Origin of the sequence: Mesorhizobium sp. M1D.F.Ca.ET.231.01.1.1 (assembly GCF_003999155.2) — a bacterium.
Classification (GTDB): domain Bacteria; phylum Pseudomonadota; class Alphaproteobacteria; order Rhizobiales; family Rhizobiaceae; genus Mesorhizobium.
Map to the genome: position 1 here is coordinate 188641 of NZ_RZOZ02000005.1, position 21217 is coordinate 209857.

The following is a 21217-nucleotide window of genomic DNA, read 5'->3' on the forward strand; positions in this document are numbered from 1 at the left end:
TGCGCTCGAACGGCTTCCGCCCGTTGAATGCAAGGGAGGATAATCATGAGACGTACTTGCCTGCTCGCGGCATCCGCCGCGGCGTTGTTGCTCGGCGTGCCCTCCGCCTTCGCGCAGTCCGGCGGCGTCGAGAAAGCAGTCGGCGGCTACAGCTTCGAGGAAGCCGCAAAGGAAGCCCCCACCACCAAGGATTTCCATTCGGCCGATGGCCATCTCACCTTCGCCATCGTCACACATACGGCCGGCAACGGCTTCTTCGACCCGGTCTATGTCGGCGCAACCGCTGCCGGCAATCTGATCGGCGCCAAGATACTGCTGCTCGGCTCGGAATCTCCGACTGACGACCCGGCCCGCGAGATCGAAATCCTGAATCAGATCGTGCAGGATCCGACGATCGACGGGCTGATCATGACAACGCCCCAGGTCGGCGCCTATAACGACATCGTCAAGGCCGCCGAGGCCAAGGGCATACCGGTAGCAACGACCAATTCCTTCGACGGCACGATCCTCGACCGCAGCGGCATCAGCCATACCGGCCAGGACGCCTCCGCCGCGGCGATCGCCGGCGAGGCGCTCGTCAAGTGCCTGGCGGACAAGGGCATCGAGAAGGGCTCGATCGTCTTCCCGTCTTCGACCGCAATGGGCAACATCGAGGTAAACAATCGCGTCACCTCGGCGTTCAACGCGGTCGTCAAAGGCCTGAAGGCCGCCGGCAAGCTCGAGGCCTTCAAGGTCGACGCAGGTCCCGAGAACACAGGTATCGACACCAATCCCAACGATCCGGTAAACGGCATCGTGACGCTGTTCGAATCGCGCGGTGACGTCGTCGGCGCCTTCGCCGGCAACAACGTTTTCACGCCGGCGTTGGTTAAGGCCGTCGCCCAGACCGGAAAGACCGGAAAAATCTGTGCCTATGGCTTCGACCTCGGTCCGGCCCAGCAGGATGCGTTGAAGAGCGGCGACCTGACCGGCGCGCTCGGACAGCAGCCCTTCCTGCAGGGCTTCTATCCGGTCATGCAGCTCTATCTGCAGATCGACCGTGGCATCTCAGCCGCCAATCTTGATACGCGCGCTCAGCTCGTGACGCAGGAGACTGTTGGAAAGATCGGCAAGCGTTTCGAGAACTGAATGTCGAAGCGATCCTGAACCCGGCGCGGGAGGATTTCTCCCGCGCATTTTGGCCTTCGGAACCCTTCATCAAGAAGATGCCCGCTGAAGCTCTCGCTCGTCCCCTTCCACCCCAGCTCGTCGGCGGCTGGGAAATGGGATTGCTTGCCCTGCTGGCGCTGATCTATCTCGGCGGCGCTGCTGTCAATCCGACGTTCTTCGGCTCGCCCGAGGCGTTCCATGCGTTGCTTCGCGATACCTCGCGGGTCGCCATCATCGCCGTCGGAATGACCTACGTCATCATCAACAATGACCTCGACCTTTCGGTCGGCTCCATCTACGGCCTTGTGGCCGTCGTTTTTGCCAGGCTGTTCGCGCCAAGCTTCGCCGATCTCGACATCGTCACGTCGGTGGTCGTCTGCGTCCTGCTTGGCATGGCGATCGGCCTCGTCAACGGCGTGCTCGTCACCATCCTAAAAGTGCCGGCGTTCATCGCCACCTTGACCACGCTTTTGATCGGCCGCGGCTTCGTCCTCGCCCTGACGCATGGTCAGGCGATCTACTATCCAGGCAAGGCGAAGGAGGCGCCGCTGTTCTTCCATCTCGGCGAGACGAATGTCTTCGGGTTCAACAATCAGATCGCGATCTGCGCGGTCGTTGCCGTGATCGGCGCCTACGTGCTCGCCAACACCCGCTGGGGCTACGAGACCTTTGCGACGGGCGGCAACGAGCAGGCAGCGGTCTATGCCGGCATTCCGACGAACTGGGTGCGCATCCGTGCCTATCTGCTCTCGTCGCTCTGCGCCACCGTTGCCGGCCTCCTGTCGGCCGCTCAGGACAAGGGTGTGACCCCGCTTTACGGCGTCAGCGGCGAACTGACCGTCATCGCAGCGGTGATCATCGGCGGGGCTTCCATTCTCGGCGGTCGCGGCCGCGTCGCCGGGTCCTGCCTCGGCGCCACGCTGGTCGTTCTGCTCGACAAAGTGCTGCGCGAGGGTTTGCCGATCACGCGCACCATCAAGATCGGCGAGGAGGAGGTGACGGTCAACGCCGTCTACTCCCTGCCGGTGGGCGCGGTACCAGTCTTTCTCGGGCTGCTGCTCGTCATCGCCGTGCTGATCGAGCCCTATCTGATCCGCCGCCAGGTCGCGGCGCGGCTCTGGGCATGGCTGCGCGGAAGGCCGCCGCCGCCCGCCTTCGAGATCGGCGGAGTCGCGCTCGAGGGCGTCGTGACCAAGGGCGCGATGGCGACTGACATCGCGCTGTCGGCAACCGGGTTCGGCAAGTTCCTCGCCCGGCGCGATGCCCTCGCCGTCATCCTGACGGTGGTGCTGTGGCTCACGGGTCTGTTCCTCAGGCCGGATTACTGGTGGAATCTGTCCAACACTTTCGCGATCCTGCTCAACTATACCGAGCTGGCGCTGATCACGGTGGGACTCACCTACGTCATCGCGGCTGGCGACATCGACCTCTCCGTCGGAGCGGTGCTGGCGCTCGCCGGCAGCGCCGCGGCCTATTTCCTGAAGGTTCTGGACGCCGACCCCGTCACTGCCGTCGCGATGGGCCTGCTTGCGGGAATGATCGCCGGCCTCGTCAACGCCGTCGTCGCCGTCGGCTTGAAGCTGCCCGCCTTCATCGCCACGCTTGGCATGTTCTACATCGCCCGCGGCCTCGCTGCATGGTTCGTCGCCGGCCAGCAGCTTACGGGCTGGCCGGAAGGCTACAACCTGCTAGGCCGCAAGGTGAACGACATCCTGCTTCACTTCGGCATCCTGCTTCCCGACGGCATCCTCAGGACGGTAGCGGAGGTGGTCAGCGTGCAGACAATCTGGATGGCCTTCGTCGCCCTCATTGCCGGCATCGTGCTCGCCTACACGCCGTTCGGGCAAAAGGTCTATGCAACCGGCGGCAACATGCGCGCCGCCGCCTATGCCGGCATCAACACCAATCGGGCGCGCTTCATCTCGCTCATGCTGGCGGCGTTCTGCGCGACGATGGCCGGGATCATCAACGTCGCCTATTTCCGAAGCTTCAACCCCGTTGCAGGCCAGTTCCGCGAACTCGACGCCATCGCGTCGGTGATCATCGGCGGCGGGTCGATCTTCGGCGGCTACGGCACCATGCTGGGTTCTCTGGCCGGTGCAGCCGTGATCACTCTGGTTAGGGCGCTCCTGCAGCTCAATGTCCAGGGCTTCAGCATGCCGCAGCATTGGATCAACGTCTTCATCGGCGTCATCCTCATTGCCGCGGTGCTGATCGACATCTGGGTGCGCCAGGCCAACCTCTTCGGTCGCCTGCGAGCCCGCCTCGCGCGACGCGCACGAACCCGGGAAACCGTCGATGCCTGATGCTGCCCTGCCTCAACCGATCGTGGAAATGCGGGGCATCGAAAAAGCCTTCGGCGCCGTTCAGGCGCTTCGGAAAGTCGATCTGGTGCTCTATCCCGGAGAGATCCTTGGGCTGGTCGGCGACAACTCGGCCGGCAAGTCGACGCTCATGAAGATACTGACCGGCGCCTATCAGCGCGACGCCGGCGAAATTCTCGTCGCCGGCCAACCGGTGCACTTCAAGAGCCCGCATGAGAGCCGCGATGCGGGCATCGAGATGATCTACCAGGATTTCGCTCTTTGCGGAAACATGGATGTCGGCCAGAACATCTTTCTCGGCCGCTGGCCGCGCAAAGGCCCTTTTGTCAATCGCCGCAAGATGTACGCGGAAGCCGACAGCGTGCTGAAGCGACTGAAGGTGGACGTGAACTCCGTTTTCCAGAAGGTCGAGAGCCTGTCGGGCGGCCGCCAGCAATCCGTGGCGATTGCCCGCGCGATTTCGTTCGAGCCACGCGTCGTGATCCTTGACGAACCGACCGCCAATCTCTCGGTGATGGCGACCGAGCGGCTCCTCGAGACCATGCTGGAACTGAAAAGGCAGGGTGTCGCCCAGATCATCATCTCGCATCGGCTGGTCGACATTTTCGCCGTAGGCGACCGTGTCATGGTGCTCAAGCGCGGCGAGAATGTCGGCGACCGTCACGTCAGGAACACCGACGAGCACGAGGTCCTTGAAATCATAGTCTCCGGCACGCGGGAGCAGGCGCTTACGGCCGATCAGGCGAGGGCGGTCTGACCACCGAAGCGTTGGCCTGAGGGCTCATCGCCTCTACCGGGGTGGGCTGAACCAATATTCGTCGGCTTGACAATGGCCATGGCCTGCGCGACCCAGACCGGAATGGGACGGACTGCGAAACATGGCTGCTGTGGCTAAGCTGTTGATCCTCAACTCGCCGCTGCGCTCCTTTCGTGCAAAAAGGGCAAGGCGGTGACGAGGCCGCGCTCGCGGCGCGGCGGCGGCCGGCCAACAATTGCCGACGTCGCGCGCAAGGCCGGCGTCGGCGCAATCACCGTGTCGCGCGCCCTGCGCGAGCCTGGGCGGGTTTCGGAAGATCTGCGCCGGCAGATACAGGCTGCCGTCGACGAGCTCGGCTATGTGCCGGATCCGAATGCGCGGGCCCTGGCCTCGGCGCGCGCGGAGGTCTTCGGCGTGCTGGTGCCGTCGCTCACCAACAACGTCTTCGCCGAAGTGGTGCGCGGCATCTATGACAGCCTGTCGGACGGCCCGTTCCGCGTCCAACTCGGCAACACGCACTATTCGGGGCTGGAAGAAGAGCGGCTGCTGCAGGTGTTCGCGCCGCAGCGCCCGGCGGCGCTGATCGTTGCCGGCATCGACCAGACGTCGCTGTCGCGAAAGCTCCTGGAGACGGCTGGCTGCCCGGTGGTGCAGGTGATGGAGACCGGGCCCGATCCGGTCGACATGCTGGTCGGCTTCTCGCATTTCGACGGCGGCCGGACGGCGACCGAGCATCTCATTGAAGCGGGCTATCGGCGCATCGGCTTCATCGGCGCGCGCATGGATCCGCGCTCGCAGCGGCGCCTTGCCGGATATCGCGCGGCGATGGACGCGGCCGGCCTGTTCGATCCCCGCTTGGTGACCACCACGCCGCTATTGTCCAGCGTGACGCTCGGCCGCGAGCTCCTGCGCGACGCGCTGGCCAAGATGCCGTCGCTCGATGGCGTCTTCTGCAACAATGACGACATCGCGCTCGGCGTGCTGTTCGAATGCCACCGCGCTGCGATCGCGGTGCCGAAGACCATCGGCATTATCGGCTTCAACGACCTCGACATGATGCAGGCGGCTTTCCCGTCGGTCACCAGCATTCGCACGCATCGCTACGAAATCGGCCGCCGGGCCGTGGCGATGGCGCTCGCCGCGATCGCCGGACAGCGGCCGCAGCAACGGGTTGTCGACCTCGGTTTCGAGCTCATACGCCGCGAGAGCACCGCGCGTTGAAACACGCAGAGGCGACTGTGCGAATGCCGGTTTACACCTAAATATGGTAGCGCTACCATATTTTCCGCCAAGTATGACATCGGCGAAACAGGGCTGTTTATTATACATAAGCAACAGCTCATGCTTGTTTATTATGTATAATATGATAGTTTTGTGAGCCGCCTGGAGGGACGGAAGGGGGAAGAAGAGGGACGGCGCAAGCCACCTCGAAAACGCATCGGGCTGGCGGGAGGGTGCTGGCCGACGGTGTCGGGACTGCATCAACAAGCAGAACTGCAACTGGGAGGAATACCGATGATCAAGTCACTCGTTGGCGGCGTCATTGCCGCCACTGCATTCGTCATGCTGAGCTCTTCGGCGATCGCCGATCCGGAAATCGTCAAGGGCCCGTCGGCAGAGCCGGACTGCTTCGCGCCGTGGGCGGCCGACACGCAGTTCTTCAAGTTTCCGAAGAAAGACGGGCCATATCGCATCGCGCTCGCCAACGGCTATATCGCCAATACCTGGCGCATCCAGATGATCCAGACTGCCAAGGCCTATGCCGCGCAGCCGGACGTCGCCAAGAAGTTGAAGGAATTCAAAGTGGTGTCGACCGGCGAGGACGTGCCGGCGCAGATTTCGGCGATCAACAACTTCATCGATTCCGGCTTTGATGCGATCGTCGTCAACGCCCAGAATCCGACTGCCTTCGGGCCGGTCATCAAGCGTGCCAAGGAAGCCGGCGTCATTCTCGTCGCCTTCGACAACATCCTCGACACCAAGGACGCCATCAACGTCAACGTCGACCAGAAAGGCCTCGGCGAGTTGTGGGGCAAGTGGCTGGTCTCGCACGTGCCGAATGGCGGCAAGGTGCTCGAGGTGCGCGGCGTTGCCGGTACCTCCGTCGACACCGACCGCCACAACGGCATCCATGAGGTGCTCGACGGGTCCGGCAAGAAGTGGGATGTCACCGAAGTCGTCGGCAAATGGGATGACGGCGTGGCGCAAAAGGCCACCGCCGACGCGATCGCCACCAGCGGGCCGTTCGTCGGCATCACCGGACAGGGCGGCGACACCGGCATCGTGCAGGCGATGATCGACGCCAAGCATCCGTTCGTGCCGTTCGGCGGCGAGACGGAAAACGGCTTCCGCAAGTTCTGCGCGGCGCACGCCGGCGATGGGCTGAAATGCTCTTCGGCCGGCACCGGCCCGGCCCAGGTCGCGGTCGCCATCAAGACGGCCATCGCAGCCCTCGAAGGCAATGTCGTGCCGCAGTCGGTCAAGCTGCCTTTGGCCATCGTCGAGGATCCGAACTTCAAGGCGGGGCAGGATTTCTTCCCCGACCAGTCCGACAATTTCTTCGTCGGCAATTCCTTCCCGACCTGCGGCATCAATTTCACCGCGCAGGAAATCATGGGCCAGACCAAGGAAAACAAGTAGCCTGATCAACCGGCGCCGCGGGGAAACCGCGGCGCCGGCTGCCTTGAAGCCAATCGCAAACCGGCCTGGGGAGGGCTGATGGACGGCGCGGCTCCGCTTTTCCATATGGAAGGCATATCCAAGCGCTTTGGCGGCGTACGGGCCCTGGAAAAGGCCGACCTCACGGTGACGGCCGGCAGCATCCACGCCATCCTCGGCGAAAACGGCGCCGGCAAGTCGACGCTGATCAAGGTGATGGCGGGCGTCGTGGCGCCCGACGAAGGCCGCATGACGCTCGAGGGCCGCGACGTGACCTTCGCATCGCCGGCGGCCGCGAACCACGCCGGCATCGTCTGCATCTTCCAGGAGCTGTCGCTCATCCCGGAGCTCAGCGTCGCCGACAACATCGTCATTTCCGATCCGCCTAAACGCTTCGGCATGATCGACCGCAAGGCGCAGCGGCGCATCGCGGAAGAGGCGCTGGCGCGCGCCGGCGCTTCCGACATCCATCCGCTGGCGCTGGTCAAGGATCTGCCGCTGTCGCGCCGGCAGATGGTCGAGATCGCCAAGGCGCTGGCCAGGAAGCCGCGCATCCTGATCCTCGACGAAGCGACCTCGGCGCTGACGGCGGCCGATGTCGCCAAGATATTCGGCGTGCTCAAGCGCCTGCGCGAGGAAGGGCTGGCGCTGCTCTACATCTCGCATCGCATGAACGAGATCGCCGAGCTTGCCGACCAGTGCACGGTGTTCCGCAACGGCCGCAATGTGGCCAGCTACGCGGCTGGCTCGAAGAGCGACAACGAAGTCGTCGAGCTGATGATCGGCCGCGAATACAGCCACATCTTCCCGTCGAAGCCAGCCCGGTCTCAGGCGGGCACCGTCCCGGTGCTGGAGGCGCGCAACCTCTCGTGGAGCGACCGGCTGGACAACGTCTCGTTGTCGATCGCGGCCGGAGAGGTGGTCGGGCTCGGCGGTCTCGACGGCCAGGGCCAGCGCGAACTGCTGCTCGCCTTCTTCGGCGTGCTGCGCGGTCTTTCCGGGCAGATGCTGGTCGACGGCAAGCCGGTTTCGATCGCCAGCCCTTCCGCTGCGAGCGACGACCGCGTCGGCATGGCGCTGATCCCGGAAGATCGCAAGACCGAAGGGCTGATGCTGCCGATGACGGTGCGCGAGAACCTGTCCTTCGCGGCGCTCGACCGGCTGTCGAAAGCGGGCGTCATCGACCGCGGCGCCGAGCAGCGGCTGATCGACGACATGGTCGGGCTGCTGGCCATCAAGACGGCGGGCCTCGACATTCCGGTCGGCGCGCTGTCCGGCGGCAACCAGCAGAAGGTGGTGATCGCCAAATGGCTGATGCGGCAGCCGCGCATCATCCTGCTCAACGATCCGACACGCGGCATCGATGTCGGCACCAAGCAGGAGCTCTACCAGTTGATGCGCAAGCTGGCCGACGCCGGCGCCGCAATCCTGTTCTATTCGACCGACTATGACGAACTGATCGGCTGCTGCGACCGCGTGCTGGTGCTCTATGACGGCGCGGTCAAACGCGAACTGGTCGGCGCCGACATCACCGAGCGCGCTCTGATCGCCAGCGCGCTGAACATCCACGGCGATGACGCCCGCGTGGGACAGGGAGAGGGCGCGTGAAAGACTGGCGCTACTGGCTTGCCGAGCAGCGCGGAACATTGCTCGCGTTCGGCATCTTCATGGTCATGTTCGCCATCTACAGCGGTAACCACCCGGCCGGCTTTACCGCCAATGTCGTGCAGACGGCAGCCAACAAGGGGGTGCTGCTTGCCTTTGTCGCCATGGCGCAGACGCTGGTGGTGATCACCGCCGGCATCGATCTCTCGGTCGGCATGATCTTCACGCTGACCAACTGCATGGCTTCCTGGCTGGTGATCGGCACCGGCCTCGAAACCGCGCTCGGCGTGGTGGCCGTGCTGGGCACCGGGCTCATCTGCGGCGCTGTCAACGGCGCGATCGTCATCTACGGCCGTTTGCAGCCGATCGTCGCGACAATTGCCACAAGTGCCGTCTATTTCGGCCTTGCCTTGCTGCTGCGGCCGGTTCCCGGCGGTTCGGTCAATGAAGACCTCGCCGATTTCCTGACCGGGCGCTTCTTCGGCGTCGTGCCGGCGAGCCTGGTGGCGCTGTTCGTCGTCGTGCTCATCGTCTGGGTGCCGTTCAGCCGCTCCGAACTCGGCCGCGCCGCATACGCGGCGGGCTCGTCGGAGACAGCGGCCTATATGTCGGGCGTGCCGATCCGCAGGGGCAAGTTCCTTGCCTACACGCTGGCCGGGCTGCTCGCCGCGATCGGCGGATTGTTCCTCACCTTCTTCACTTATACGGGCGAGGCGGCCTATGCGAGCGGCAACGCCTACACGCTGTTCTCGATCGCAGCCGTCGTGCTCGGCGGCGTGTCGCTGTTCGGCGGCAAGGGCAGCGCCATCGGCGCGATCTTCGGCGCGCTTGCCTTCCGCACCATCGGCGACCTGCTGTTCGTCTTCGACTTCGATCCGCTCTGGCAGCCTCTGTTCCAGGGCGTTATTCTGTTGATCGCGGTCAGCCTCGGCGCCTTCGCGCTGTTCAGGGTGCGCAACCGGCTGGAGTGGTTCCTGTGAGCGAAACGACGCTTGGCGGCATCGCCGGCCGCATGCCGAAATTTATCCGACGCGCCGACCCCGCGGTGGTCACCGCCTTTGCCTGCATCGTGATCCTGCTTTTGGTGGGCAGCCTCTATTCGCGCAGTTTTCTTTCGCCGGAATATCTCCTGCAGCAGCTGAAGGTCGCCTCGTTCCTCGGCGTGATCGCCACCGGCATGATGCTGGTGATCCTGCTCGGGCAGATCGACCTGTCGGTGCCGTGGTCCGTGGCGACTGGCGCGATGATGGCCTGCGCGGCCGCTGCCTACGGGCCGGTCGGCGTCGCGCTCGCCATCCCGTTCGGCATCCTGTGCGGCGTTGCCATCGGCATCGTCAACGGCGTCGGCGTCGCTTATCTGCGCATTCCCTCGATGATCATCACCTTGGCCACCAACGCCGTCGCGCAAGGGCTGATGGTGGTCTATACCGGCGGGTTCTCGCCGCAGGATGCGGCGACGGCAGCGATGCGCTACCTCGCGACCGGTTTTGCCATTCCGGCGGTGCCGAACGCCGTGATCATCTGGGCGCTGATAGGGGCCGCGATGGTCTTCGTGCTGACACGCACCAGCTTCGGCCGCGCCGTCTACGGCATCGGCAATCGCGAGCGCGCCGCCTATCTTTCCGGCATCGACACGCGCCGCGTCGTGCTGATCGCCTTTGCCGTGTCCGGCGGACTGTCGGCCTTCGGGGGCGTCCTGCTTGCGGGCTACGCCTCGAAGGCCGCGCAGTCGATGGGCGACGCCTATCTCTTGCCGTCGATCGCCGCGGTGGTGCTGGGCGGCACCTCGATCCTCGGCGGCCGCGGCTCCTATCTCGGCACCGTCGCCGGCGTGATCCTGATCACGCTGCTGCAATCGATCCTGTCGGTCATGCAGATGCCGGAGGCGGGACGCCAGATCATCTACGGCGTCGTGATCGTCGCCATGCTTCTGCTCTATGGCCGCGCGCCGGCAAGTCGCTGACCGTGGTTGAAAGAATGAACGACATCCGGTCAGCGCCGGCCATCGTCGTGATGGGGGTGGCCGGCTGCGGCAAGACGGCCGTCGGCGAGGCGCTGGCCAAAGAGCTGCGCGCGATCTTCATCGAAGGCGACCGACTGCATCCGCCGGAAAACGTGGCGCGGATGGCGCGCGGCGAGCCGCTGACGGATGCGTTGCGAGAGGGCTGGCTCGACGCCATCGGCGGGCGCATCGCCGCCGCCGTCGCCGACGGACAGAAGGCGGTGGCGGCCTGCTCGGCGCTGAAGCGCAGCTACCGCGAGCGGCTGCGCGGCTTCTGCCCCGGCGTCGTGTTCCTCTATCTGAAGATCGATCGCGAGACCGCCTGGCGGCGGGTCGCGCGCCGCAAGGGCCACTTCATGCCGGCAAGCCTGGTCGACAACCAGTTCGCGACCCTGGAAGAGCCGGGCCCGGACGAGCCGGCGGTGACTGCGGAAGCGACGCGGACCGTGACCGGGATCGTAAAGGACGCGCTCGCTAAACGGTGAACCGCTTTATCCTCTTTGCTTTGACGCAATTCCGGACGGAAAACCGTCACATACTTTCCTGGAATTGCTTCAGGCAGCGTCGCCGCCGATCGCGGGTTGATCCTGCTGGCCTGTGAGCCGGGAAGCGCCGGACCAGGCCATCATCTGCTCGGGGTATAGTTTGACAACCTCTAGCAGGCGGTCGCGCTTTAGCAGGATGTAGCCCGCCTGCAGGACCAGGTTCTTTGCCGCCACTTCCTTTGCCGGCAGGGATGCGGATCGGGTGGCGTCGGGCCTCAGTTCCGGGCTGACGATCGCCCGGTACTCACGAAAAGGCGCCGCCTCCAGGGTCGACATGGCAAACAGTGCTGCACCTGCGCGGGCCGCGAAATTCGCCGGCGCCGAGGCAAGGTGCGTCCAGCCACGATCGCCCATGGCGATCTCGGTGAAGGTGGAGCCGGCGTGGATGGTGTTGGTCATCAACACGACGCCGTTCTCCTTCAGCGTCTTCTGGATGCGGGCCGTGACCTGGTAGGCGTCGGCGCGCTCGAAGACGATGCGGCTTTTCAGGAAGCGGTTTTCGACCTCGACCAGCGGCCTGTTGATCACATGCAGGCCGAATTTGCTTTCCGAGAAGCCGTGGAAGTTGACGCTCACCTGGTGCGCTTCGATGCCGGCTTCGAAGAGGGCGCGCTTGCCGATGATGGTCTGGGCGATGAACTGATCGCACCAGACGATGGCGCCGCGGCCGCGCTGCAAGGCTTCGCGCAAGCCGTCGAGCCCGTCCAGCCGGATAGCCGGCGACCAGCGCCTGCCAGGCACCAGATGAGCGGCAAGCATCAGGCGGCGGCGATGCGCGGCGGCGAGATGGCCCCTGAACAGGCTTCGCGTGTCGACGTCATCGCCAAGCACTGCTTTGATCGCGACGTCATAGCGCGCGAATTCCTTGCGAAAATGGCGCTTGCGCCGAAGCGTCGAAACCCAATCGCAGATCGGCGCCCACCAGGCGACCGGCAGGAACGCCGCCACGCCGAGATAGAACAGGGAAAGCAGGCTTTCGCGCAGATCCTTGTTGGAGACGCTGCGCAACTTGCCGGGGCGGACGAGCTTGCGGCTGAAGAAGCGGACGGTCTCGCCGCGGTCCGGCACTGACACGTCGGCGATGACCTCGGTATGGTAGATGCTGGCGGATGACGGTTGCCGTTTGGCCCTGCGGGACTTGCCAAGCCAAGGCAGCCTCATGCGTCGGATACCCCCAGGATCTTCTTCCATCCGTCAGCCGCTTTACTGCGTCCGTCGCAGATAGACAACCACGGCATGGCAGCGCGGCCTGGTCGATCAGATCTGCGACGTCAGCTCTGCAGGGAAATCGTCGTTGTCGGCGTCACGCATGGCAGCGAGGCTGCGATTGTCGAGCACCTCGGCGATCGCCTGGCGCACTTCCAGCATCATGTGGCGGACCTGGCAGGTCGCCTCGTCGCAATCCTCGCAGCGCTGGTATTGCGTGCGGCTGGCGCACGGGATCGGCGCCAGCGGTCCGTCGAGCACGCGCACGACATGGCCGATCTTGATCTCGGAAGCGGGCCTGGCGAGGCGGTAGCCGCCTTCCTTGCCCTTGCGGCTCTGCACGAAACCGGCATTGCGCAGTTCGCCGAGGATGGCATCCAGGAACTTCTTCGGGATGTTGTTGGCGACCGCAATGTCGTTGACGAATGCAAGCTGGCCAGCCGGCAGGGTGGAAAGATGCACGAGGGCCTTGAGGCCGTATTTGCCTTTTTTGGTCAGCATGCCCGATTCAGTTCATCAAACCCCAATCGCCCTGCATCTGGCGGTTGTTTGTGTGCAAATCATGACAGTCTGGCCGCGCGAGGCGATTTGGCACAACAATTCGTCAACGCAGGTTTAGGCACAAACGCGTTGATTCTTCGTAACGTTTTTCACATTGGCCGCGATGATTTCGCCGGCGGAAGCGACGCCGGCTCCAGATAAGAAGAAAGCCGGCGAAGCCGGCTTTCCAGTACTTGCCTGTCGAGGCTTATCGGCTGCCATAGGCCTGATCGAGCAGGCCGCCTGCCGCGAAATGCTCTTTCTGCACCTTGTCCCAACCGCCGAAGACGTCCTGCACCGTCAGCAGGCGGACGTCGGGGAAGTCGGCCTTGTACTTGGCGGCGACCGACGTGTCGCGCACCCGCAGGCCATCGCGGGCGGCAATGTCCTGGCCCTCGGCCGAATAGAGAAAGTCGAGATAGGTCTTGGCGAGATCGCGGCTGCCGTGCTCGTCGGCGACTTTGTCGACGATCGCCACCGGGAATTCGGCCAGCAGGCTGACCGAGGGCGTGACCTGCTCGAACTTGCTGTCGCCATATTCCTTGCGGATCCCGCGCGTTTCGGATTCGAAGGTGATCAGCACGTCGCCGATCTCGTGCTGCACGAAGGTGGTGGTGGAGGCACGGCCGCCGGTGTCGAAGATCGGAACGTTGTTGAACAGCTTGGCGATGAACTCCTTTACCTTGGCGTCGTCGCCCTTGAAGGCCTCCTTGGCGTAGGCGGTGGCGGCGAGATAGGTGTAGCGCGCATTGCCCGAGGTTCTCGGATTGGGGAAGATAACCTGCACGTCGTCGCGGACAAGATCGTTCCAGTCCTTGATGTGCTTGGGATTGCCGGCGCGGACCAGAAAGGACGGCAGCGAATAGAAGGGCGAGGCGTTGTCGGGGAAATCCTTCTGCCAGTCGGCGGAAACGAGGCCCTTCTTGACCAGGAAATCGACGTCGGTGACCTGGTTGAGAGTGACGACATCGGCACCCAGGCCGTCGGCGACGGCGCGCGCCTGAGCCGAGGCGCCGGCATGGGACTGATCGATCGTCACGCCGGGATGCTGGGCGATGAAGGCCTTGTTGATATCGGCGAACAATTCGCGGCCAACGTCGTAGGACGCGTTCAGGAGCCTGTCGGCTGACCAGGCCTGGGCGGAAGCGAGAACGAGGCCGACGAAAGCGGTGACGCCAAGCAATAAGCGCTTCATGGAGCGAGTCTCCTTCGGAATAATCAGAAACTATGATGCGACCATAATAAGGAAAGCCTGGTCCGACGAGGCACGCACTCCGAGTGGATGGCGGGAGCGAGGAAAAAAGGCGCCGCCCGAACAGCTGTTTGGCTGGATTTTTTTCCAGGCGGATTCATCGCGACGCCTGGCGGGCGCCACAGGAAAGCGCAGGCGCAAAGATGCGTCAGGAAGCCGGGAAAAGCTTCCAGCGTCCCGGCCTGAACGCCACCCGGCTCTTCTGCGCCGCGGGATGATCGATGGGCAGCTCGATCTCGACGCGCTGGCGCTCGCCGCCGACCTCGAGCTCGACCCGTCTGGTGCCGGCGACGCGCCGGCTGGCGGCGACCGTGCCGGCGATGCAGCCGCTGCAGCCGTCAAGCAGCTCGACATCGTGCGGACGGAAATAGAGCAGTGCCTCGCCGGGGGCAGCGTTCGGCGCCGGCAAGCCGATCGGCCGGTCGGCGAGCCAGATCTCGCCGTTGTCGACCTTGACCGGCAGCGAGCTCGATTCACCGATGAAGGAGTAGACGAAGGGCGAGTTCGGTGCGTCGTAAATCTCGTCGGCCGAGCCGACCTGCTCGATGCGGCCCTGGCTCATCACGACGACACGGTCGGCGAGTTCCAGCGCTTCCTCCTGGTCGTGCGTGACGAAGACCGTGGTATGCCCGGTGGCGTCGTGGATCTCGCGCAGCCAGCGGCGCAACTCGCGACGCACTTGCGCGTCGAGGGCGCCGAACGGCTCGTCGAGCAACAGCACCTTGGGCTCGATCGCCATGGCGCGCGCAAGCGCCACGCGTTGGCGCTGACCGCCGGAAAGCTGCGCCGGGTAGCGCTTCTCCAGCCCCGACAGCTGGACGAGGTCGAGCAGTTCCGACGCCCGGCGACGGATCTCTTTTCCAGACGGCCTTGCGGTTCCATGCCGGACCTTCAGGCCGAAGCCGATATTGTCGGCAACCGTCATGTGGCGGAACAGCGCGTAATGCTGGAAGACGAAACCGACATTGCGCTCCTGGATCGACTTCTGGGAGGCGTCCTCGTCGCCGAAGAAGACGGCCCCTTTGGTCGGCCGTTCCAGGCCGGCGATCAGCCGCAGAAGCGTCGTCTTGCCGGAGCCGGACGGTCCAAGCAGCGCGATGAGCTCGCCCGACCTGATGTCGAGCGACACGTCATGGAGCGCCGGAAACCGCTCAAACTCCTTGCGCACGTTGACAACGCGAACTTCCATAGAATGACCTCTATCAATGTCCGCGCGACGCGGCGATCTCGGCGCCGTAGCGCATCTCGAGAAGTGTTTTCAAGACCAGCGTCACCAGTGCCAGGCCGGCCAGCAGCGAGGCGACCGCGAAGGCGCCCACGGCGTTGTACTCGTTGTAGAGGATTTCCACGTGCAGCGGCATGGTGTTGGTGAGGCCGCGAATGTGGCCTGAGACAACGGACACTGCGCCGAACTCGCCCATGGCGCGAGCGTTGCAGAGAAGCACGCCATAGAGCAGCCCCCATTTGACGTTGGGCAGCGTCACATACCAGAAGGTCTGCCAGCCATTGGCGCCCAACGAAAGCGCCGCCTCCTCGTCGCCATTGCCCTGTTCCTGCATCAGCGGGATGAGCTCCCGGGCGACGAACGGAAAGGTGACGAAGACCGTGGCCAGCACGATGCCGGGCACAGCGAACAAAATCTGGATGCCATGCGCCTTGAGCCATTCGCCGAGCAGTCCTTGCGCGCCGAAGACCAGCACATAGACCAGGCCGGAAATGACGGGCGACACCGAGAAGGGCAGGTCGATGAGCGTGGTCAGAAACGCCTTGCCCTTGAACTCGAATTTGGCGATCGCCCAGGCGGCCGAGATGCCGAAAATGACGTTGAGCGGCACCGAGATCGCCGCCACCAGCAGCGTCAGGCGGATCGCCGAGCGCGTGTCGGTACTGGAAAGGGCCCCCGAGTAGGAGCCGATGCCCTTGGCAAGCGCCTCGTGGAAGACGACGATCAGCGGCAAGAGCAGGAAGACGGCGAGGAAGGCGAAGGCGATTGCCATCAGCACGGCCTTGACTTGCCGGCTTTCGGTCACCGCCGCCGATAGGCTCTCGTGGTGCGGTTCGTAGGATTTGATCTCGGGGTCAGCCATAGCGCTTGCGGCTCCAAGTCTGCACGAGATTGACGACCAGAAGCATCAGGAAGGACAGCGCCAGCATGATCGCGGCGATCGCGGTCGCCGCCTCGTAATTGTATTCCTCGAGCCGGATCACGATCAGAAGCGGCGCGATCTCGGACTTGAAGGGCAGGTTGCCGGCGATGAAGATGACCGAGCCGTATTCGCCGACGCCGCGCGCGAAGGCGAGCGAAAATCCGGTGATGATGGCCGGCGCCAGGCCGGGAAAGAGCACGCGGGTAATGATCTGGAAGCGGCTGGCGCCTAATGTGGCCGCAGCCTCCTCGACCTCCCTGTCGATCTCTTCCATGATCGGCTGCACGGTGCGCACGACGAAAGGCAGCCCGATGAAGACGAGCGCCACGACAATGCCGAGCGGCGTGTAGGCGACCTTGATGCCGAGCGGCATCAGAAGCTGGCCGACCCAGCCATTCGGCGCATAGAGCGTGGTGAGCGCGATGCCGGCGACCGCCGTGGGCAACGCGAAGGGCAGGTCGACCATCGCATCGGCGACGCGGCGGCCGGGGAAACGGTAGCGAACCAGCACCCAGGCGACGATCGTGCCGAACACGACGTTGACGACCGCAGCCAGGAAGGCGGTGCCGAAGCTGATCTTCAGGGCATTCAGGGTGCGGCGGTCGGTAGCGATCGCCCAGAAATCGGTCCAGCCAAGTGCTGCCGAACGCCAGACCAGCCCCGAGAGCGGGATGAGGATGATGAGCGTGAGGTAGGCAAGCGAGAAGCCGAGCGTCAATCCGAAGCCCGGAATGACGCTCGGCTGTCTGAACCGCCACCCCGCTTTAGCGGGTGTTGTGGTCATGGAATTCCGGCTTGTCCCTTCTTACTCAGAACCAGACTGCCCATCGCCTCGGCTCGGGCACTCGTACAATAGACCCAATCAGGTTCATCCGGCCTAATGGCCACCATGCTTCATTGGGCGGGCTTGTAAATCTGGTCGAATATACCACCGTCGCCGAAATGATAAGGCTGAGCCTTCTTCCAACCGCCGAATTGCGGATCGTCGATGGTGACGAGCTTGATCGCCGGCAGCTTGGCGAGATCCTCGGCGGGCACCAGGTCGGGCTTGGCCGGACGATAGTGGTTCTTGGCGATGATTGTCTGGGCTTCCTTGGAATAGAGCCAGCCCAGATAGGCTTCGGCGACCTTGCGTGTGCCCTTGGCGTCGACGTTGGCGTCGACGACCGCGACCGGCGGCTCGGCCAGGATAGAGGTCGGCGGATAGACGATGTCGAAATTGTCGGCGCCGAATTCGTCGAGCGCGAGATAGGCTTCATTCTCCCAGGCAATCAGCACGTCGCCCAGCCCTTTCTGCGCGAAGGTCACCGTCGAGCCACGGGCGCCGGTATCGAGCACCGGGACATGCTGATAGAGCTTGCCGACGAATTCCTTGGTCTTGGCCTCGTCATTGCCGTCATTGGCGTTGGCATAGGCCCAGGCGGCAAGATAGTTCCAGCGCGCGCCGCCGGAAGTCTTCGGGTTCGGCGTGATCACCTGGACGCCGTCCTTGATCAGGTCATTCCAGTCGTGGATGCCCTTGGGATTGCCCTTGCGCACCAGGAAGATGATGGTCGAGGTGTAGGGGGCCGAGTTGTTCTCGAATTTGGTGCGCCAGTCCGGTTTGATCTTCTTCGTCTTCGAGACGATGGCGTTGATGTCGCCTTCGAGCGCCAGCGTCACGACATCGGCGTCGAGGCCGTCGATCACCGCCCGGGCCTGCGCGCCCGATCCGCCATGCGACTGCTGGATGGTGACGGTTTCGCCGGTCTCTGCCTTCCAGTGCGCGGCGAAGGCCTCGTCATAGGCCTTGTAGAGCTCACGTGTCGGGTCGTAGGACACGTTCAGAATGGTCGTATCGGCAAACGCGAAACCGAGCGTGCCGAACTGGACAGATGTGGCGACCAGCGCGCCGAGCAGTTTCCTGAAATGAGGGTTGGTCATTTCCGCCTCCGTTGATGACGGCCGAACTCTAGCGAATTTATAGAAATTAGATGCATTGAATGTTGCCTTTTTCACCTCCTTGCAGCAATTTTTCGCCGACAGCCGGCATATTCGGGAAACATTTTCCTCATATTAGCCCGGAGCAGACTCTGCGCCTGTCCGACTGCCATCTAGAGACGGCTGGCGCCGCGGCAAGGTCGGAGCAACGTGAGATTTGCGTTGGGTCGATCCGCCCTTTATGGCGCGGTGACGGGAAAGTCGAAACGCTGCATGGCGAACGGTTCGTTTTGGAGCGTGAAGTGCCACCATTCGCGGGCATAGTTGCGGAAGCCGGCGGAGCGCATGACGGAAAGCAGCATCTCGCGGTTCGCCGCCGCTTTGACGGGAAGAGGGCGGTGGGCCATCTCGCTCATCGGATCGAAACAGTCGAAGCCGGTGCCGAAGTCGAGCGTGACCGCCTCGGGTGCCCCGCAAGCGGGATGTGCCGCGCTTGTCTTGTCCATCTCGGCGATCGCCAGATCGACGGTCGAGCCGCGCGAATGGCTGGACAACTCGCCGACGTAACCCTTGGCGATGAGGTGGCCACGCTCGACCGTCGGGTACCATCGCGGGTCGGGTGGGCCGCCTTGCCGCGTCCATTGCCCCATATCGGCAACGGCGCGCGCCGGGCGGTAGCAGTCGAAGACGACCAATGTCAGGCTCTTCGCGGCGATCGCTTTCTGGACGCTGGAAAGCGCCTTCGCCGCCTGTTCGGTCAGAATGCAGACCGGCGCTTCATAGCCTTCGACCTTGCGGTGCAGGAAGTTTTGGGATCCGGCATAGCGGATGTCCTTGCGGATGGTCGGATCGATATCGGCCAGCCGGACGAAACCGGCGGGGAGGGGATCGGCCACTGCAGGAAAGATCGCTAAGGCGGAAAACAAGGCGCAAAACGCAATCCGCTGAATCGCTTGGTGCATATTATTCAACGAAAACCTTCACGCTGGCCGCGCGTCCGGCGGCGTCGATCACGGTCAGCGTCGAATAGCCGGTGCCGTCGGGCTGCCAGGTCGCCGTGCGGCGGCGGTCTATGCCGGCGAGCGGCTTGCCATTGGCGAGCCAGCGGAACGGTGCGCGGCCGCCTTGCAGCTTCAGCACCAGCGGCGTGGCGTCGGCCGAATTTGCGCCGAGATCGACGCGGGCGCCGTCCGGCGGGAAGACGATGGTCGGCGCCGGCTCGGTCGCCCTTGCCTGCACCAGCCCGTCCGATCCGGCGCCGAAGCGGGCGAGGGTCACCGGCAGTTCCTCGCGCTTGGGGTTGAAGACGCCCGGCGGCCGACCGGACAGCGGCACGCTGGCCAGACCCGAGCGGACGAAGCCTTCGAACAGGATCGGCGCGGCCGAGACGTAGCCGGAGAGGCCCGGGATGGGGCCGGCGTCGGCGCGGCCGACCCAGACGCCCAGCACGTAGCGGCCGTCGAAACCGACCGACCAGGCGTCGCGATAGCCGTAGGAGGTGCCGGTTTTATAAGCGATGCCGCGCTGGGCAGCGCCTTCCGGCGGCTTCACGCCGGACAGGATGTCGTCGATCTGCCAGGCGGCCTGGTCGTCGAGGATGGTGGCGGTGGTGCGCTCGGCATTGGCCGGCTCGGTGCCGTCATGCAGCGTGTGCATCTTGCCGCCATTGGCGAGGCCCGTATAGAGCTGCACGAGATCGCGCAGCGTCACGCCGGCGCCGCCGAGGCCGATCGCCAGGCCGGGCGCCTCGTTGAGCGGCAGGACCAGGTTGACGCCGGCCTGGCGGAAGCGCGCCGTGAGCCGCGCGGGACCGACAGCGTCCAGCACCCGGATCGCCGGCACGTTGAGCGACAATTGCAGCGCCTGCCTGATGCTGACGTCGCCCTGGTAGCCCATGTCGAAATTCTTCGGCCGATAGCCGCCGAAATCGGCGGGGCTGTCCTCGATGATCGTCTCCTGCGCCACCAGGCCTTGCTCGAAGGCCAGCCCGTAGATGAATGGCTTCAGCGTCGAACCGGGCGAGCGCACGACCTTGGTCATGTCGATCCAGCCGGAGCGGCTGGCGTCGAAGAAATCGGCCGATCCGACCTCGCCAAGAATGTCGCCGGTGCGGGCATCGGCCATCACCATGGCAATGGAGAGTTTCGGCCCGAGCTTCCTGGCGGCCTCCCTTGCCACCTGTTCCAGCCCCTGCTGGACGCTTCTGCGGATGGTGAGCTGCAGCGGCTTGCCGGGCTCCGCCTTGGGCAGCATGGCGTAGGAGGCATGCGCGGCCAGCGCCGGCAGCTTGCGGCGCAGGCCGGAGACGTCGTCGAGGGCGGCGCGCGCGGCCTCGCTTTCGCCAAGCAGGCGGGCCGACACCATGCGGGTGAGAACGCGATCGCGCGCGGCATGCGCGATGTCGAGGTTGCGGTCCGGCCGCCGTGTTTCCGGCAGTTGCGGCAGCGCGACGAGCAGCGCTGCCTCCGAGACCGTCAATCGCTTCGGCTCCTTGCCGAAATAGGCGAGCGAGGCGGCGCGCACGCCCTCGAGATTGCCGCCATAGGGCGCCAGCGTCAGGTAGCGTTCGAGGATTTCGCGCTTGGACAGCCGCCGCTCGATCTGGATGGCGCGCAGGATCTGCTTGAGCTTGGAGCCGAGAGTGCGGCTGTCGCGCGGCTCGATCAGCCGGGCAAGCTGCATCGACAAGGTCGAGCCGCCTGAGACGATATGGCCGCTGGTGGCGAACTGGCCGGCGGCACGGCAAAGCGCCAGCAGGTCGACGCCGCGGTGGTCCCAGAAGCGCTTGTCCTCATAGGCGACGAGCATGTCGACGAACTCTCTGTCGACCTGGTCGAGCCGGGTCCCGAGCCGCCAGTAGCCGTCCGGCGTCGCGAAGGCGCGCAAGAGCTGGCCGTCGCGGTCCTGCACCTCGGTCGAGACCGTCAGCGTTGCCGGCAAAGGCGGCGGGAAGGCGCGGTCGAGCTCCCAGAGGGCGGCGATGGAGGCGGCCGCAAGACAGGCAAGCGAAATGCCCGCGATGGCGGTTCGTCGGAGGAGTTTCCTGGAGAGCATGGCGCTGCCCCTCATCCGCCTGCCCGTCCTTCGCAGCAGCTACGCTGCAGCTTCGGAG

General features: G+C 64.5%; 18 protein-coding genes. 9 read left to right on the forward strand and 9 right to left on the reverse strand.

Features of this window, described 5'->3' with window-relative positions:
• Positions 1-45: 45 nt before the first annotated feature.
• The 9 genes from EN874_RS15945 to EN874_RS15985 all read left to right on the forward strand — a co-directional run bounded on the left by EN874_RS15945 (position 46) and on the right by EN874_RS15985 (position 10980).
• Positions 46-1128, forward strand: a complete 1083-nt coding sequence (locus EN874_RS15945; protein ID WP_127425599.1) for a substrate-binding domain-containing protein — start codon at positions 46-48, stop codon at positions 1126-1128.
• 77 nt (positions 1129-1205) lie between these two features.
• Positions 1206-3455 carry an ABC transporter permease gene (locus tag EN874_RS15950; RefSeq protein ID WP_127425600.1) on the forward strand — a complete coding sequence of 750 codons (2250 nt, stop codon included), beginning with the start codon at positions 1206-1208 and terminating at the stop codon, positions 3453-3455.
• A complete protein-coding gene (locus tag EN874_RS15955; protein WP_127425601.1) occupies positions 3448-4230 on the forward strand; it encodes an ATP-binding cassette domain-containing protein in 783 nt (260 codons plus the stop codon). The genes EN874_RS15950 and EN874_RS15955 overlap by 8 nt, the downstream gene beginning before the upstream one ends.
• Before the next feature lie 192 nt (positions 4231-4422).
• Complete coding sequence (locus EN874_RS15960) at positions 4423-5451, forward strand: LacI family DNA-binding transcriptional regulator (RefSeq protein WP_127425602.1); 1029 nt, start codon at positions 4423-4425, stop codon at positions 5449-5451.
• A 294-nt stretch (positions 5452-5745) separates the two neighbouring features.
• Positions 5746-6870 (forward strand): sugar ABC transporter substrate-binding protein, encoded by a 1125-nt coding sequence (locus EN874_RS15965; RefSeq protein ID WP_127425603.1) that lies wholly within the window; start codon positions 5746-5748, stop codon positions 6868-6870.
• Between the two features lie 78 nt (positions 6871-6948).
• Positions 6949-8496 carry a sugar ABC transporter ATP-binding protein gene (locus tag EN874_RS15970; RefSeq protein ID WP_127425604.1) on the forward strand — a complete coding sequence of 516 codons (1548 nt, stop codon included), beginning with the start codon at positions 6949-6951 and terminating at the stop codon, positions 8494-8496.
• Positions 8493-9473, forward strand: a complete 981-nt coding sequence (locus tag EN874_RS15975; protein ID WP_127425605.1) for an ABC transporter permease — start codon at positions 8493-8495, stop codon at positions 9471-9473. Before EN874_RS15970 ends, EN874_RS15975 begins: the two co-directional genes overlap by 4 nt.
• Complete coding sequence (locus EN874_RS15980) at positions 9470-10456, forward strand: ABC transporter permease (protein ID WP_126088392.1); 987 nt, start codon at positions 9470-9472, stop codon at positions 10454-10456. The genes EN874_RS15975 and EN874_RS15980 overlap by 4 nt, the downstream gene beginning before the upstream one ends.
• Before the next feature lie 14 nt (positions 10457-10470).
• The gene (locus EN874_RS15985; RefSeq protein ID WP_245513588.1) at positions 10471-10980 is read left to right on the forward strand and encodes a gluconokinase; all 510 of its coding nucleotides are present in this window, start codon (positions 10471-10473) and stop codon (positions 10978-10980) included.
• A gap of 69 nt (positions 10981-11049) precedes the next feature.
• Here the strand turns inward: EN874_RS15985 and EN874_RS15990 are convergent, their stop codons facing one another.
• The 9 genes from EN874_RS15990 to pbpC form a co-directional block, all read right to left on the reverse strand.
• Positions 11050-12201, reverse strand: a complete 1152-nt coding sequence (locus tag EN874_RS15990; RefSeq protein WP_127425606.1) for a hypothetical protein — start codon at positions 12199-12201, stop codon at positions 11050-11052.
• Positions 12202-12297: 96 nt separating this feature from the next.
• Positions 12298-12747 carry an Rrf2 family transcriptional regulator gene (locus tag EN874_RS15995; protein ID WP_126088394.1) on the reverse strand — a complete coding sequence of 150 codons (450 nt, stop codon included), beginning with the start codon at positions 12745-12747 and terminating at the stop codon, positions 12298-12300.
• 247 nt (positions 12748-12994) lie between these two features.
• Positions 12995-13981, reverse strand: a complete 987-nt coding sequence (locus EN874_RS16000) for a sulfate ABC transporter substrate-binding protein (protein WP_127425607.1) — start codon at positions 13979-13981, stop codon at positions 12995-12997.
• A 205-nt stretch (positions 13982-14186) separates the two neighbouring features.
• Complete coding sequence (locus EN874_RS16005) at positions 14187-15227, reverse strand: sulfate/molybdate ABC transporter ATP-binding protein (RefSeq protein ID WP_127425608.1); 1041 nt, start codon at positions 15225-15227, stop codon at positions 14187-14189.
• A gap of 13 nt (positions 15228-15240) precedes the next feature.
• The gene (gene cysW, locus EN874_RS16010; RefSeq protein ID WP_127425609.1) at positions 15241-16125 is read right to left on the reverse strand and encodes a sulfate ABC transporter permease subunit CysW; all 885 of its coding nucleotides are present in this window, start codon (positions 16123-16125) and stop codon (positions 15241-15243) included.
• Positions 16118-16969 (reverse strand): sulfate ABC transporter permease subunit CysT, encoded by an 852-nt coding sequence (gene cysT / locus EN874_RS16015; protein WP_127425610.1) that lies wholly within the window; start codon positions 16967-16969, stop codon positions 16118-16120. The genes cysW and cysT overlap by 8 nt, the downstream gene beginning before the upstream one ends.
• 110 nt (positions 16970-17079) lie before the next feature.
• A complete protein-coding gene (locus EN874_RS16020) occupies positions 17080-18108 on the reverse strand; it encodes a sulfate ABC transporter substrate-binding protein (protein ID WP_127425611.1) in 1029 nt (342 codons plus the stop codon).
• 236 nt (positions 18109-18344) lie between these two features.
• Entirely contained in the window at positions 18345-19001 is a 657-nt protein-coding gene (locus EN874_RS16025) for a M15 family metallopeptidase (RefSeq protein WP_245513589.1), read from the reverse strand.
• 67 nt (positions 19002-19068) lie between these two features.
• Entirely contained in the window at positions 19069-21159 is a 2091-nt protein-coding gene (pbpC, locus tag EN874_RS16030) for a penicillin-binding protein 1C (protein WP_245513590.1), read from the reverse strand.
• Positions 21160-21217: the final 58 nt, after the last annotated feature.

Bases quoted from the DNA above. Each gene is read 5' to 3' on its own strand.
- EN874_RS15945 (WP_127425599.1), top strand. From the start codon at position 46: ATGAGACGTACTTGCCTGCTCGCGGCATCCGCCGCGGCGTTGTTGCTC.
- EN874_RS15950 (WP_127425600.1), top strand. From the start codon at position 1,206: ATGCCCGCTGAAGCTCTCGCTCGTCCCCTTCCACCCCAGCTCGTCGGC.
- EN874_RS15955 (WP_127425601.1), top strand. From the start codon at position 3,448: ATGCCTGATGCTGCCCTGCCTCAACCGATCGTGGAAATGCGGGGCATC.
- EN874_RS15965 (WP_127425603.1), top strand. From the start codon at position 5,746: ATGATCAAGTCACTCGTTGGCGGCGTCATTGCCGCCACTGCATTCGTC.
- EN874_RS15970 (WP_127425604.1), top strand. From the start codon at position 6,949: ATGGACGGCGCGGCTCCGCTTTTCCATATGGAAGGCATATCCAAGCGC.
- EN874_RS15985 (WP_245513588.1), top strand. From the start codon at position 10,471: ATGAACGACATCCGGTCAGCGCCGGCCATCGTCGTGATGGGGGTGGCC.
- EN874_RS15990 (WP_127425606.1), bottom strand. From the start codon at position 12,201: ATGAGGCTGCCTTGGCTTGGCAAGTCCCGCAGGGCCAAACGGCAACCG.
- EN874_RS15995 (WP_126088394.1), bottom strand. From the start codon at position 12,747: ATGCTGACCAAAAAAGGCAAATACGGCCTCAAGGCCCTCGTGCATCTT.
- EN874_RS16000 (WP_127425607.1), bottom strand. From the start codon at position 13,981: ATGAAGCGCTTATTGCTTGGCGTCACCGCTTTCGTCGGCCTCGTTCTC.
- EN874_RS16005 (WP_127425608.1), bottom strand. From the start codon at position 15,227: ATGGAAGTTCGCGTTGTCAACGTGCGCAAGGAGTTTGAGCGGTTTCCG.
- cysW (WP_127425609.1), bottom strand. From the start codon at position 16,125: ATGGCTGACCCCGAGATCAAATCCTACGAACCGCACCACGAGAGCCTA.
- cysT (WP_127425610.1), bottom strand. From the start codon at position 16,969: ATGACCACAACACCCGCTAAAGCGGGGTGGCGGTTCAGACAGCCGAGC.
- EN874_RS16020 (WP_127425611.1), bottom strand. From the start codon at position 18,108: ATGACCAACCCTCATTTCAGGAAACTGCTCGGCGCGCTGGTCGCCACA.
- pbpC (WP_245513590.1), bottom strand. From the start codon at position 21,159: ATGCTCTCCAGGAAACTCCTCCGACGAACCGCCATCGCGGGCATTTCG.